Origin of the sequence: Shimazuella alba (genome assembly GCF_009831235.1) — a bacterium.
In the GTDB taxonomy this organism is placed as follows: Bacteria; Bacillota; Bacilli; order Thermoactinomycetales; family Thermoactinomycetaceae; genus Shimazuella; species Shimazuella alba.
Window position 1 is genome coordinate 284,183 of the sequence record NZ_WUUL01000004.1, and the last position, 14,230, is coordinate 298,412.

14 protein-coding genes and 1 pseudogene are annotated in these 14,230 nt (G+C 39.2%); 12 read left to right on the top strand and 3 right to left on the bottom strand.

Translation table 11 applies throughout. From position 1 onward, the window contains the following. Nucleotide 1 precedes the first annotated feature (1 nt). The 6 genes from mtnA to GSM42_RS08310 all read left to right on the top strand — a co-directional run bounded on the left by mtnA (nucleotide 2) and on the right by GSM42_RS08310 (nucleotide 5,910). A complete protein-coding gene (mtnA, locus tag GSM42_RS08285; RefSeq protein ID WP_160801073.1) occupies nucleotides 2-1,069 on the top strand; it encodes an S-methyl-5-thioribose-1-phosphate isomerase in 1,068 nt (355 codons plus the stop codon). Next, the gene (locus tag GSM42_RS08290; protein ID WP_160801074.1) at nucleotides 1,066-2,187 is read left to right on the top strand and encodes a sugar ABC transporter substrate-binding protein; all 1,122 of its coding nucleotides are present in this window, start codon (nucleotides 1,066-1,068) and stop codon (nucleotides 2,185-2,187) included. The genes mtnA and GSM42_RS08290 overlap by 4 nt, the downstream gene beginning before the upstream one ends. After that, entirely contained in the window at nucleotides 2,184-3,701 is a 1,518-nt protein-coding gene (locus tag GSM42_RS08295) for a sugar ABC transporter ATP-binding protein (protein ID WP_160801075.1), read from the top strand. Before GSM42_RS08290 ends, GSM42_RS08295 begins: the two co-directional genes overlap by 4 nt. Nucleotides 3,702-3,723: 22 nt before the next feature. Then, on the top strand, nucleotides 3,724-4,695 hold the full coding sequence (locus GSM42_RS08300; RefSeq protein WP_420820980.1) for an ABC transporter permease: 972 nt from the start codon (nucleotides 3,724-3,726) through the stop codon (nucleotides 4,693-4,695). A gap of 77 nt (nucleotides 4,696-4,772) precedes the next feature. After that, nucleotides 4,773-5,021 carry a hypothetical protein gene (locus GSM42_RS08305; RefSeq protein WP_160801076.1) on the top strand — a complete coding sequence of 83 codons (249 nt, stop codon included), beginning with the start codon at nucleotides 4,773-4,775 and terminating at the stop codon, nucleotides 5,019-5,021. A 307-nt stretch (nucleotides 5,022-5,328) separates the two neighbouring features. After that, nucleotides 5,329-5,910, top strand: a complete 582-nt coding sequence (locus tag GSM42_RS08310; RefSeq protein WP_160801077.1) for a beta-class carbonic anhydrase — start codon at nucleotides 5,329-5,331, stop codon at nucleotides 5,908-5,910. 78 nt (nucleotides 5,911-5,988) lie between these two features. Here GSM42_RS08310 and GSM42_RS08315 read toward each other — a convergent pair whose 3' ends face one another. Further along, the gene (locus GSM42_RS08315) at nucleotides 5,989-6,825 is read right to left on the bottom strand and encodes an isocitrate lyase/PEP mutase family protein (protein ID WP_237446515.1); all 837 of its coding nucleotides are present in this window, start codon (nucleotides 6,823-6,825) and stop codon (nucleotides 5,989-5,991) included. Nucleotides 6,826-6,938: 113 nt separating this feature from the next. Between GSM42_RS08315 and GSM42_RS08320 the strand changes: the two are divergent. The 4 genes and pseudogenes from GSM42_RS08320 to GSM42_RS08335 all read left to right on the top strand — a co-directional run bounded on the left by GSM42_RS08320 (nucleotide 6,939) and on the right by GSM42_RS08335 (nucleotide 9,400). Beyond that, a pseudogene (locus GSM42_RS08320) lies at nucleotides 6,939-7,629 on the top strand (ArsR/SmtB family transcription factor). 521 nt (nucleotides 7,630-8,150) lie between these two features. Then, complete coding sequence (locus GSM42_RS08325; RefSeq protein WP_237446527.1) at nucleotides 8,151-8,684, top strand: hypothetical protein; 534 nt, start codon at nucleotides 8,151-8,153, stop codon at nucleotides 8,682-8,684. 28 nt (nucleotides 8,685-8,712) lie between these two features. Next, entirely contained in the window at nucleotides 8,713-9,039 is a 327-nt protein-coding gene (locus GSM42_RS08330; RefSeq protein ID WP_160801080.1) for a DMT family transporter, read from the top strand. Between the two features lie 22 nt (nucleotides 9,040-9,061). Continuing rightward, entirely contained in the window at nucleotides 9,062-9,400 is a 339-nt protein-coding gene (locus GSM42_RS08335) for a DMT family transporter (RefSeq protein WP_160801081.1), read from the top strand. Nucleotides 9,401-9,490: 90 nt separating this feature from the next. Here GSM42_RS08335 and GSM42_RS20555 read toward each other — a convergent pair whose 3' ends face one another. Further along, nucleotides 9,491-10,930, bottom strand: coding sequence for an NAD(P)/FAD-dependent oxidoreductase (locus tag GSM42_RS20555; protein ID WP_338055271.1), 1,440 nt, complete (start codon nucleotides 10,928-10,930; stop codon nucleotides 9,491-9,493). Between the two features lie 181 nt (nucleotides 10,931-11,111). Here GSM42_RS20555 and GSM42_RS08345 point away from each other — a divergent pair, with 181 nt between their 5' ends. Continuing rightward, entirely contained in the window at nucleotides 11,112-11,564 is a 453-nt protein-coding gene (locus tag GSM42_RS08345) for a hypothetical protein (RefSeq protein WP_160801082.1), read from the top strand. A 161-nt stretch (nucleotides 11,565-11,725) separates the two neighbouring features. Here GSM42_RS08345 and GSM42_RS08350 read toward each other — a convergent pair whose 3' ends face one another. After that, nucleotides 11,726-12,784: a C40 family peptidase gene (locus tag GSM42_RS08350; RefSeq protein WP_160801083.1), complete on the bottom strand. Its 1,059-nt coding sequence runs from the start codon at nucleotides 12,782-12,784 to the stop codon at nucleotides 11,726-11,728. Nucleotides 12,785-13,136: 352 nt separating this feature from the next. On the opposite strand from GSM42_RS08350, the gene GSM42_RS08355 reads away from it, so the two are divergent. Beyond that, a complete protein-coding gene (locus tag GSM42_RS08355; RefSeq protein WP_160801084.1) occupies nucleotides 13,137-14,204 on the top strand; it encodes a M23 family metallopeptidase in 1,068 nt (355 codons plus the stop codon). Nucleotides 14,205-14,230 lie beyond the last annotated feature (26 nt).

The window sequence follows — 14,230 nt, forward strand, 5'->3', positions numbered from 1 at the left end:
CATGATCGTTGCCGAGCAAAAAAACTCAATCATATCAGTAATCTACAACAAAGATCATATCTCCTTACTGGATCAGCGATTGCTTCCACAAAAGATGGAATATGTCCGTTTATCCACTATCAATGATGTATGGCATGCTATTCATCAACTTCAGGTCAGAGGAGCACCAGCAATTGGTATTGCTGCTGCCTTTGGCCTAGCCCTCTGGGCAAATCATTGGCAGTCATCTGACCTTCCTTCTTTTTTAAAGGCATTGCATCGCGCAAAATCACAGCTTGCTAGTTCCCGACCTACCGCTGTAAACCTCTTTTGGGCTTTGGCTCGTGTTGTAGATCAAGCTAAACGAGCGAGTAGTGTCAGGGAAGCAAAAATTTTGATTGAAAAGGAGGCATTAGAGATTCAAGCAGAAGATGAAGAGATTTGTAGGAGAATCGGCGAGCATGGACTGACATTGTTTTCAGATGAGCAAAACATCATGACCATTTGCAATGCAGGGAGTATTGCGACAGCGAGATATGGTACTGCTCTAGCTCCGTTTTATTTAGCGAAAGAAGCAGGATGGAACTTACATATTTATGCTTGTGAGACGCGTCCACTCTTGCAAGGAGCAAGACTAACTACGTGGGAATTGCAACAAGCAGATATTGATGTAACCCTTATCACTGATAACATGGCAGCACATACGATGCGAACCAAAAATATAGATGCGGTGATTGTTGGTTGTGATCGCGTTGCCAAAAATGGTGATGTCGCAAATAAAATCGGTACATTTGGGCTTGCTTTGCAAGCAAAATCGCTACACATTCCTTTCTATGTGGCTGCTCCTCTATCTACTTTTGATTTTCAAACACTTACAGGAGAGGAGATTCCGATAGAAGAACGAGCAGATGAAGAAGTTTCTCATATTGGACAGATAGCAACAGCTCCAGCAAATACCAAAGTGTTCAACCCAGCATTCGATATTACACCAGCATCCTATATTACAGCCTTCATTACCGAACATGGAATATTTGCACCAGACAACTTAGAGAAGCTCATCGAGCTGAAAACAAAGGAGCGTTCAACATGAAACGTGCAAAATGGTTAGGGCTATTTCTTGCAGTGATCCTAGCTCTTACGGCTTGTTCCAATGAACAAAACCAAGTAAACCAATCTACAAATAATGATTCTGCTAATAATTCTACTGAAAAAACATCCACAACAAGCAATAACACCGAAATACCAGAGAAGTTAAAGAAACCTCTTAAAATCGCTGCAATCTCACAACTATCGATCGGAACTTTTTCAAGTCAGTATATTGCTGGGGTTCAGGCACAAGTAAAGCAGTTTGGCGGAGAAGTGCAAGTCTATAATTCTGATAATGATTTAGCCAAAATGGCCTCTTATATTGATACTGCTGTCAGTCAGAAAGTAGATGGCATCTTACTGGATCATGGTCGAGCAGATGCGTTGCTGCCAAGTGTGAAGAAGGCGATTGAAGCTGGTATTCCCGTTATCGCTTTTGATAACGATCTCCGCATTCCAGGTGTAACCGTTATCGATCAGGATGATTTCTCCCTAGCTTGGAATTCGCTTCGAACTCTCGCACAAGATTTAAATGGAAAAGGAAATATCGTTTATGTGTGGGTTGGTGGATTTGCACCCATGGAAAATCGCAACGTGATTTATAACGCATTTAAACAGCGTTATCCAGATATCAAGGAAATAGCGAAGTTTGGCAATGCAACCAACAATACAGCACTTGATACACAGACACAGATGGAAGCGATTCTACAAAAATATCCAAAAGGTCAAATCGATGCGGTTTTTGCTCCTTGGGATGAATTTGCCAAAGGAGTAACAAGAGCTATCCAACAAGCAGGTCGCAATGAGATCAAAGTATATGGGATTGACTTAAGCGATGAAGATCTCCAAATGATCCAACAAAAGAATAGCCCTTGGGTAGCAACAACTGCTACAAATCCAACGGAAATGGGTAAAATTCAAGTTCGCTTCTTGTATCAAAAAATTGCAGGCGAGTCAGTGCCGCAAGTTTATAGTGTGGAGCCTCATTTAGTGGAAAAGAAAAACTTACCAAGTCAATCGATAACGATGAACCAATTGGGCAAGTACATTCAATCGTGGGGTTCGACGCAAACTGCAACTTCTCCTTGGATGGAAAAGTTAGCAAAGGAGAATAAAAAATGACACTCCGGATGAAAAGAATCGTAAAATCGTTTCATGAGAACGCTGTCCTCAAAGAAGTAGATTTTACGGTTGAAAAAGGAGAGATTCATGCACTGTTAGGAGTGAATGGAGCAGGAAAAAGTACGCTAGTGAAAATTTTATCTGGTCAAATGAAGGCAGATAGCGGTGAAATCTGGATAGGAGAGCGGCAAGTATCGCTCTCTTCTCCACATAAAGCGATAGCGGCTGGAATCGGGATTGTTGTCCAAGAAGTAGATACTGCTCTATTTCCAGAGCTTACCGTAGCTGAAAATGTGACCATCCATGAATGGATGAAAGGCTCTGCTTTTGTGAATTGGAAAAAGAGAAAAGAACGTGCTAAACAGCTCTTGCAGCAAGTTGGCTTGGAGATCGCTGTTGATCGTCTCGTTTCCGATTGTAGCCTGAGTGAAAAACAGCAAATCGTGATTGCCCAAGCATTGAGCCGAAATGTACAATTTCTTATTTTGGATGAGCCCACTGCTCCACTTAGTGAAACAGAAACTACTACATTGTTTCAAGTGATGCGTCGCTTGAAAGAAAGTGGTGTTGGGATCATCTTCATTTCTCATCGTTTGCCAGAGATCCGAGCTATTTGTGATCAGATTACGGTGTTGCGGGAAGGGAAAACTGTCCTTCAAAGTGCTGTGTCTCTACAGACCGATGATCAAATTGTGCAAGCAATGCTCGGAAAACAGTTGGCTACTTTGAAAGAAAAGGAACCCAGAATAAGGGAGACGCCTTTGTTGCAAGCCAATCAATTTTATGTTCCCAAATTAGCAAAAAATATCTCTTTCACTTTGCATGAAGGGGAAGTGTTAGGTATTGCAGGATTAGTAGGAGCAGGGAAGACCGAGATAGCCAGAGCATTAGTTGGCCAAGATCCCAGCTCAAACCCAGTGACGATCAAGGGAAAACAATGGATGATAAAACATCCCAGAAAAGCAATGGAAGCAGGTCTCTGCCTGATTCCAGAAGAACGTCGAAAGGAAGGGATTCTCATCGATTTCCCGATTGATCAAAATCTTTCCCTTCCACACATTCATAAAATGACGAAAATCGGCTGGTTAGATCGTCAAAAAGAGCGAAGGTTAGCCAAAGAGGTAGTGGAAAAACTAGGGATTCGGGCATCTTCTCCTATGCAGACAGCTCGACTGCTCAGCGGAGGAAACCAGCAAAAGGTATCGATCGGCAAGTGGCTGGATACAGGAGCATCTGTTTTTCTCTTTGATGAACCGACAAAAGGAATCGATATCGGGGCAAAAGTAGATGTTTTTTCTATTATTTCTTCATTAGCAGAAGAGAATAAAGGAATTTTATATTTTAGTAATGAATTGAATGAGTTGCTCACAGTATCAGATCGAATACTTGTGTTATATGATGGTCAGTTTATTGCTGAAAGAAGGATAAATGAGACCACATTAGAGGAATTAATGTCATTGGCAACGGGGGGAATACAAGGTGGAACAAAGCATCAAGGTAGCCGAACTTCCTAAGAAGCAAAAGAAGAGCAAAGATATATTATTTCATTTGTTAACTAAATATGGTACCGTCCTTGCTATTTTAGTGATTGTTCTCCTATTTAGCGTATTATCAGGGGAATTTTTTACTTATAAAAACTGGACAGATATTTTGCGAGCGATCTCCATCACAACTTTAGTAGCAATTGGAGTAACGCTGTCTCTCATCGTCAATGGTTTTGATCTATCCGTAGGTTCTACGGTAAGTCTAGCAACTATATCTAGTACAATAGCGATGGTGTGGTTTCGTCAAGAAACAGTAGTAGCAATTTGTATTCCACTTGTAATAGGATTGTTAGTTGGCTTAATTAATTCATTTTTAATAGTGAAGATTCGTCTTCCAGATATGTTAGCGACACTTGGCATGATGTACATGATAAATGGTCTGCATCTCACCATAACCAAAGGTTATAGTGTCTATAATAATATGCCTTTGCAAGACGGGACCCTAGCTCCTGGCAAGATATTGCCATCATTTTTATTTATTGGACAAGGGGAGTTATTTTCTGTTCCATTTCCCGTTATTATTATGTTTTTCTTCGTTATCACCGTTCATCTTTGTTTAAACTATACCAAATTTGGTAGACTCCTTTATGTTACAGGTGGTAATGAGGAAGCAGCGAGACTTTCTGGTGTACCAGTAAAACGCTATAAAGCGTATGCTTATGCGCTAAGTGGCTTATTTGCTAGTATAGCTGGTATTGTGTTGGCTTCCCGTATTGGTACTGGACAAGTATCTGCTGGCGCATCTTTGTTAATGGATTCTGTAGCGGCTGCGCTCATCGGGTATTCGGTATTTGGTGCAAATAAACCAAATGTATTAGGAACGTTTGTCGGTTCTGTTCTCATTGGTATATTGCTAAACGGTCTAACCATGTTAAATGTTCCTTACTATGCACAAGATATTGTGAAAGGGGCAATATTAGTGGGTGCTCTTACTTTGATGTACAAAAGTAGGAAAGTGACGTAGAAAGTAGACTTATACTTGTTTCCTTTCCTTATCGATTTTCATATATTAGTAGAAATCTGTAAGATAGGAGGGACAATATGAGTTCTCTGCAATATCTCCCTCATCACCAATTGAGTGCAAAGCATATCGGTAAGCCTATGAAATTGGTATTAAAAAATGGAAAAGTAATTTATGGAACGATTCAAACCTTGCATCAAAAGGGTATTGTATTTATTCCAGTACAGGCTGAGAAGAAGAAAGGAAAAGTAGATGCACAACGGTTTTTTCCGCTTTTTCCTATCTTTATCCCGTTTCTTTTCTTTCTTCCATTTTTGATTTGTTTCTAAATAAGAAGCTAGCATTTAGGTGCTAGCTTTTGACTTTTTTGAGAACAACCCCTAAAGGTTGCTAGACTGAATGTAAAATTAGTGAGAAAATGAGAGCAATCCCTCTTTTCGGTTAGAAAGCATGTGAAGGGGGAGAAGGAAGTGCATCAGTGATATCGAAGTTTCTGGTATCCCATTTAATGTCTGCCAAAAATCATTGTTGCATTTTTTGGAATCGAGTATGCTTATTCAAGAACATTCGATGTTCTTGGTGACTGTAGTATGATGATACAAATTAAAAAGGACTGTAGAAAGAGGAGGATTTACGTTGAATCTTTTAGATGGAATTTTAGCTCATAATAAACAATTTGTCGAAAATAAAGAATATGAAAAGTTTCAAACATCTAAATTTCCCAATAAACGATTAGTGGTTGTTTCTTGTATGGATACTCGTTTAGTAGAATTGCTACCAAAGGCGATGGATGTTGCCAATGGTGATGTAAAAATCGTTAAAACCGCTGGTGCAATCGTGTCACATCCATTTGGCAGTATTATGCGAAGTATTCTTGTTGCTGTCTATGAGCTTGGAGCGGACGAAGTTTGTGTGGTAGGTCACTACGATTGTGGAATGGCAAGCTTAGAAGCTCAAAATACGTTGAAGAAAATGAAGGATCGTGGAGTAAGCCAAGAGAGCTTAGATATGCTAAATTATGCTGGAGTGGATTTTGAAAAGTTTTTACGTGGCTTTGATTGTGTCGAAGACAGTGTGAAACACAGTGTGGAACTTATTCGCAAACATCCGCTATTGCCCAGAGATATACCTGTCCATGGATTAGTGATCGATCCAAAATCAGGTAGACTGGATGTTATGGTTAACGGCTATCAAGCCGAGCTGTCTTCAACTGTGTAATCATTTGTACATAAAAAGAAGAAAAGCGGTCAAGTCTTTTGGACAACCGCTTTTTTCATGTCATAGGGGATGTCGGATTTACGTTTCTTTTCTAACAGAAAATAAATGATCGACTTCCTGATAAGAAAGTACATCTGAGGTTATTGGAAGAAAGTTTCCATGATTCAATAATTGTTCTCCTGCATTTTTTAAGAAAGTCATAGTTGCTCGAAATGGTGCCGACCCACAACTGACTCTTTGGATACCGATTTCCTTCAGTTTGGAAATAGAAGGAGTATTAGCAGCAGCTAATAGATTTATGGGACAGGAAACTTCGCTCCTTAACAGTTGAATTTCTTCTATACTGCTTATACCAGGAACGAATATACCGTCAGCACCCGCTTTTTCATAGGCTTTTGCTCGTTTGATCATTTTGTGAATACGAAGCGAAGGATCACCTATGTTACACCAATACAGATCTGTGCAGGCATTTAGAAAGATCGGGATCCCCTCTTTTATACAGAGTTCCTTGATTGCTGCAATTTTTTTTTGCTGTACGGAAATATCATATAGAGGATCTTTTGAATCCATAGTACTATCCTCGAGATTAATACCTGTTGCGCCGATCAAGATCATTTGTCTTACATTTTGTAAAATCTCCTGTATGCTTTCCCCATACCCATCTTCCATGTCTACCGTGACAGGTACATCTACGGCTTTGATAATTTGTTCAATGGTGGCAATTGCTGTTTGGAAAGGTATCTTTCTATCTTGATATCCCGATGAAGCAGCTATGCCAGCACTCGTTGTACCTATTGCTTTAAAACCACATTCTTCCAATATCTTTGCGCTGATCGCATCCCATGCATTCGGTAAAATAAAAAAATCGGAATGTAAATTTCGAAATGTAGCGTTTTTTAACATGTGATTTTCCATCTTCATTACTCCTTTTTTCTTTAGAAATATGCATGGAAGAGATACAATTATTGTAAATTATAAAAACTTCGATTAACATCGAAGTATGGAATACAAAAAGGATGGAAAAGAAAATGAGTACAAATCCAAATATAGCAGAAATAGCATCTCTTTTAGGTGAACGTTCTCGAGCTGCAATTATGATTCGACTGATGGATGGAAGATTTCATACAGCAAGCGAGCTTGCATGGATGGCTGGTATTCAACCTCAGACAGCAAGTTTTCATCTTGCGAAACTAGTATCGAGTAAACTAGTGGTTGTAGAAAAACATGGTCGACATCGCTATTTTCAACTTGCTAATTCTCATATTGCCCAGATAGTAGAGTCTTTGTTAACGATATCTAGACCTGCGGAAATAAAATCACTTCATCAGTCGGTTGAAATGAATGCTCTTTCTCATGCGAGAACTTGTTATGATCATTTAGCTGGAAAATTAGGAGTTCTATTAACCAATTCCCTATTTTGGATTTATAGCAAAACATAAGGAACAATTGTTTGTAACGAAGCGAGGAGAGCACTTTTTTGCTGATCTGGGATTGGATTTACCTACTTTAAGAAAAAAGCGCCGGGTATTTTGCAGAGCTTGTTTAGACTGGAGTGAAAGGCAGCATCATCTTGCAGGTGCACTGGGAAATGCATTATGTAATTATTTTTTTGCATCCAAATGGATCGTCCAATCCCCCTCTAGCCGTGCTGTAAAAATTACCGATCAAGGAAAGATTGGCTTAAAAGAAACCTTTCATTTGGATGTGGATACATTTTAGCTACAAGAGGATGTTGCATAAATAAATTAGAAAACGGTATAAAGTCGCTTGATGTATGTGCATCTAAGGCACAAGTCGCACTATGCCACTTTAGCGGCAAGTTGCTCTATGTTTTCCGCGTCTGTTGTGGAAAAACACAAAGGACGATCCATTCACTCAAGCGAGACTTGTGACCTTGTCTGAGGTGCACATCTGCGTTTTAGATACGAAGAATGCGACAGGCTCTACAAGGGTTAGAAAGGAGGAGCCTAAGTTATTTCCTTTTGGGACATCGTGAACTTATCCAATAGGATGATTTACTTTTATCTAGACATACATATGCTTTTTTGCACTTATATACAAATTTTTCCTTAATAAGAAAAATCGATCATCTATTACGATACTATTGCTGGTTCATCGTCAAAAAATAATGCCTCCCAGATCCCAATGACATGTTTTCTTCTTGTGATTTTATGGTACAATTGTACTATAACTTTATGATACGATCGTGCTATAAAAGGAGGTTAAAGTTCGTGCTTGCTATGTTTATTATTGCAGGCGAAATTATGTTTTGGGTATTGGTATTAGGTGGTTTGGTCTGCCGATATATATTCCAAAAAAAGAAACTTGGTGCTTTTTTTCTATGGAGTACACCTATAGTGGATCTAGTGATTCTCCTTGTAACAATAGTTGATCTTAGAAATGGAGGAACTGCAAATTTTGTTCACGGATTAGCTGCGATTTATATTGGTGTAACCTTTGTTTTTGGAAAATCAATGATTGATTGGGCGGATAAAAGATTTGCACACCGTTATAACAATGGTCCAGAGCCACAAAAGCCACCAAAGTATGGCAAAACTCATGCGAAAAAAGAACGAAAACAATGGATTCAGCACTTATTCGCATGGATGATCGGCTGTGGTTTGTTAAGTATATTGATATGGGTCACAGGAGATGAGAGCAGGACAAGTCAACTGATGTACACGATCAGCTTGTGGACCATTATCCTTGTAATTGATTTTCTGATCAGTTTTAGTTATACGATTTGGCCGAGAGAAAACAAGAAAGAGATATGAGTGAAGGTTTCCTAAACGGAGGTAAACAATGAATCCATTCATCATTTTGGCAGTTGCTATTTTAGCAGAAGTATTTGGCAGTTCGATGCTTAAGGTTTCACAAGGGTTTAAAAAGATATTGCCATCCATTGGAGTAGTAGCAGGGATGGGTATAGCGTTTTTTTCCTTATCTATTGCTTTAAAAAGCATTCCTTTAGGCACAGCATATGCGATATGGGCTGGAACCGGGACAGCTTTAACCTTCTTAGTTGGGGTAATGGTATGGAAAGAAAAAGTAAATCTCAAAAAAGTGTTAGGTTTGGTGCTTATTATAGGTGGAGTTATTGTGCTGAAACTCTCAACTGGAGCTCACTAAGTGTAAAATGGAGGTTTTCTTCATGAAAGGTTATTTCGCGTTAGCAATTTCGATTATAGGTGAATTATTTGGAACTACGATGCTCAAGTCATCAGAAGGTTTGACTCATCTTTTACCATCTATAGGAGTAGTAGTTGGATTTGGAATTGCATTTTATTTTTTATCTGTATGTTTGAAAACCATCCCGTTGAGTTTGGCTTATGCGATATGGTCCGGAGTTGGTACAGCTCTGACAGCTTTACTTGGAGTTATTCTATGGAAAGACAGTTTTAATTTCTATACATTGATTGGTCTGATCCTTATCATTGGTGGTGTAGTATTACTTCATTCAAGGAGCAAAGAACCGGAACTATCAAACTAATATGTTGATGGTTCTTATCTTACTTTCTAGATAAGAAAAGAGAACGACCCATATAAGAATGGAACGTTCCACCATTTTTATGATCTCGTTTTATGAATGTAACTTCGTTGTGATGTCTCTTGCGATCCAGACTCCACATGCTCCAGCTTGTGCTAATCCCCGTGTGATACCTGCGCCATCTCCACCAAGGTAAAGACCTGTGATCTCGGACTCAAATCGATCATTTAATTTAGGTCGAGCGGAGTAGAACTTTGCTTCTACACCATAAAAGAGGGTATGTTCAGAAGCGATACCAGGAGTAACATGATCCAATGCTTCCATCATCTCTCTTAAACTGTTTAGTGTATGAGCTGGTAGAACGTAACCAAGATCACCAGGTACAGCTTCTTTTAAAGTTGGTTGAATAAATCCTTCTTTGATTCGTTTATTTGTGGAACGACGACCTTTTTGAATATCTCCATATTTCTGAACGATGAGTCCTCCATTGGACAATTGATTCGCTAAGCGAGATATCTCATGAGCATATTCCGTTGGTTGATTAAATGGTTCCGTAAATTGATGAGATACAAGGAGAGCAAAGTTGGTGTTTGCACTGCCGAGATTGGGATCTTTATAGGAGTGACCATTTGCCAACATAATGCCAGAATGGTTTTCTACTACAACATGTCCAGAAGGATTGCTGCAAAAAGTACGTACTCGTGTGCCGATGGAAGTGTTATAAATAAATTTACCTTCGTAGAGATGTTTGTTGATTTCACCCATGACAATATCGGATGTCTCCACACGAACGCCGATATCTACCTGATTGGAATACATTTGTAAGCGTCGCTTTTTCATTAAGTTAGATAGCCATTTGGAACCATCTCGTCCGGGAACAATAACTACTTTCTCAGAAGCTAGCACAGTGCCATCTTTCAGTTCTACACCAGAAATGACATGTTTTCCGTCTTTTTTCTCGGTCACAATATCTGCGACTTCTGTTTTAAACCGCATATCTATTTTATTTTCCAAGTAACGGAAAATACTTGCGAGGATGGAGAGATTTTGTTCCGTTCCAAGGTGACGCACCTGCGCACGCAGCAATTTTAAACCAACTGCAGCACCTCTTCGTTCAATCTCGCGTACTTCTTCTGTTAATGGATCAGTAATGGAATCGGTTGCACCGTGTTCCAAGTTGATATTGTCCACATAACGGATTAACTCCACTACTTGATCATTGGGAAGAAAATCTGTCATCCACCCGCCAAATTCACTGGTGATGTTGAACTTTCCGTCCGAGTAAGCACCAGCACCGCCAAATCCATTGGTGATCGAGCAAGCTGGCAGACACCCAGCAAAATCTTTCTTTTGAGTTGCTGGCGGGCATTTTTGTATTTTATGTTCTAGTATGGGACAGTTACGCTTGTAAATGTCATGTCCTTTATCTATCAACAGTATTTTTGCGTCAGGCATTTTTAAACTGAGTTCATAACAGGTAAAGATGCCAGCGGGTCCTGCTCCTACTACGATTACATCGAATCGATTACTCACAGCAAATCCCCCTCAAAATTTTTTAGGCAAACCTTATATAAGATACATGATTTACCCCTAAATAGCAATAAAAATATTTATTTAATCATATAGTGAACCATCACCTATTCATAGTAATTCTCTTAAACAATTTATGCTATTATGATAATAACTCTGTTGGATCCCATAAGGGAGTTTCGTTATGCGAGTCACTGATCTCGTTGCCGACTACTGGTCCAAGATCCAGAACGTGAAGATCTTCAGTCCAAAGCGCTTCGATCGGCTGCCGTCCGTGGTCGATGAAAATGCTGGGATGAACTTCGTCGGTGAAGGGTGTGAGATTCTCAAGAGCGTCGATACTGGGACAATCCGCCTGTTCAGTGGGTGGTACATGGACAACACCATCTCCTGCAATGGGGTGGATCTGGTCGTCGTGAACGAGGACACCCCTGAGTACAACTACTACTACGCGATCGTCGCAATCAGCGCAGGGGGTGAGATTCGGATCGGGGACAAGTGTCTGTCGAAGGCTGGCCTCTATCACTTCATATCCACGGGAGAAGGACTGAAAGCGGTACGAATCGAAAAGTACTTCGCTAAGTCTTCCCTTGAGATGGACGATCGGCGGAACTTCAAGCCCATCTCGGAACTCTGAGGTGATCCAAGGGTAAAATTTTCCTTTCCTTAGGGCGAGGAAAAGCTCTGGACGACATTGTTGTCTAGGGCTCCCTATTTCATAAAATCAACTAATTGCAAATAGATAGATGAATAGATGAAAAGAAAAACGCTGGACGAACTTGTCCAGCGTTTTTTACACTAATTTACTCTTTTTGCACCCCAATAGTGAGTCTTGGTGTAGGTTTTGTTAATAGAATCGATCCTCAGATCGTTTTTCTCGTTTGAATTGGAGATATATAAGCCATCACCGAGGTAAATACCTACGTGGGAGACACCACCTTTGTACGTTCCTTGGAGGAAAATGAGGTCACCAGGTTGGAGATTACTTTTGGAAACAGGTGTACCAACTTGTGATTGTGCGGATGATGTCCTTGGTAATTTTATTCCTCTGTATTCACGGAAAACATATTGAACCCAACCAGAACAATCAAAGTATGGGTATGTCGTACCGCCAAATTTATATTGGACGGTTCCGATCATCGCCCTAGCTTTGTTCAGCCATGCAGTATCCTTTACTTTTTGAGGATCAGTGTTTTTCGTTTTGGAGGTATTGGTAATTGTTTTTTCTATAGCTTTTGCTACTGCTTTTGCCTGTTGATTTTTACCTGCTTTTGCTTGTTCATTTTTAAGCGTAGTTTGCAAAGCTTTGTACTTGGATTCCAATTGATCCATGTTTTTCTCTGCTGTTGTGAGGAGTACTTTCGAATCTGCTGCTTCTTTTTTTATCTTTTCTTGGTTTTGTTTGATTTGATCCGTTTGCTTTTTATACTGTTGGTATATTTGATAGTCATTTTCCATCAACAAGCGAATTCCTTCTAATCTTCCCAGAAATTCGGAAAAGGATTTAGACCCAAACAACTGAACTCCCATATTATTGGAACCAGAAGTATACAAACGAATCAATACTTGATCCAATCGTTTTTTTGTGAGTTCTTGTTCATTTTGTACTTTGGTTAATTGCTGAAATGTTTCATTCAATTTTTTGTCTGTAGCAGAAATTTGCTTTTGAACGTTTTCATAACTTGTTTTTGCAGCATTGTAATCTTTTAATGCTTGCTCTAATTTAGCTTTTGTGGTTGCGTTGCTAGAGGGTGCTCCATAGCTGTCTTGAGCCAAAAAAGGGTTAACGGTTAACGTGAGCGCTATTACCGTACTAAATAAAAAGTACGTCTTTTTTTTGTGAGAACGTTTCAACATGTCAAACTCCTTATTTGGATGGAATAGGTAACTTTTGGGCTTCTAGTAATTTCCATTATTTCGCAAATAGATAAAAAATTTTCTTCCCATATAAACAAAAAAGTCAGAAGTAACAAGAGTATATCATGTATCCTATAAAATAACGATCAAATCGGAAAACGTTTCGCAAAACTGACAATTCATAAATTATCTATTTTTATTTATATATTAATTGAATGTATATTAACACATTCTGAGCGCAATACTAATAAAGTGGGTGGCCAAGCGCTGCCCATGTTTTATTTTCTGCAAAGAAATGAAATAGAATATGTTACAATAAATTGTATATTTTGGATAATCAGGAGAAATAGAAATGAAAAAATTTGCTTTTCTATGGATGTTTGGAACACTAATGTTTATTAGTATTTATTTATCATTACCACCAAAATACACACCTCTGTTGCAATCATTACTATATCAAGATAAACCAGCTTTTCAAACAAAAAATATAGACTCAAAGGAAGCCTTGACTCAATTGCAAGAGATACCAAAGAGACGGTTAGGGGAAATGGATTATTATTCATTAAATCATATGATGGAGTATGGAATTGTGCAGGGGAAAGTCGATAGTAAACAAGAAATCTGTTATATCTATCGCGGTAACCACCACTACCAATTAGAAAGAAATATTCCTGTTCTCTTGCACAATGGGTTGTACGAAGGAATAGCTGCATCCGCAGTGTTTTTAGACAAGCATTGTTATTTACCACAGATAGTCGCCAAAAAAATGGTAGAAGAAAGCTCGAAACCTGTTTCTAAGCAGAGTGAATCTAGCAAAGTCTCCTCTTATGATGCCAAGCAAGTGGCTAAGCATCTTTCTTTTCTTCGTTCTCCGATACCTGGAGCACATGTAAGCTCAGTAGATTCGTCCTTGCCTGGAGCAAAAAGAGCATATCGAAATGGAATTCATGAAGGTCTTGATTGGTATACGTTTGGCACAGGAAAGGTGATCAATACCCATACACCTGTATTATCGATGGGATCAGGGGTAGTGGTTCGTGCTGATCATGACTATCAAGAGATGAGCCCAAAAGAAAGAGGGGAATGGTTAATTTTAGGCAGACAAAATAATGGACAAACTCCTATGTATATATTGGACAAATTGCGTGGCAGAACGGTGTGGATTCAGTTTGAAAATGGGGTGATGGCCCGATATTGTCATCTCAGTCGCATTTCTGCCACCGTAAAAGTAGGAGAAAAAGTGCACACTGGGGATGTTTTAGGGTATGTGGGGAACTCTGGGACAAGTGATGGTGTATTAAAAAATAACCAAGGTCTCCATCTTCATTTGGATATTCTTATTCACGGTCAATGGTTGTGGGGGAAATATACTGTAAAAGAGCGACGAATGATTTTAGAATCTGTTTTTAATCATTCCTAATAGAAGCAAAACCGATCTTCTCATCA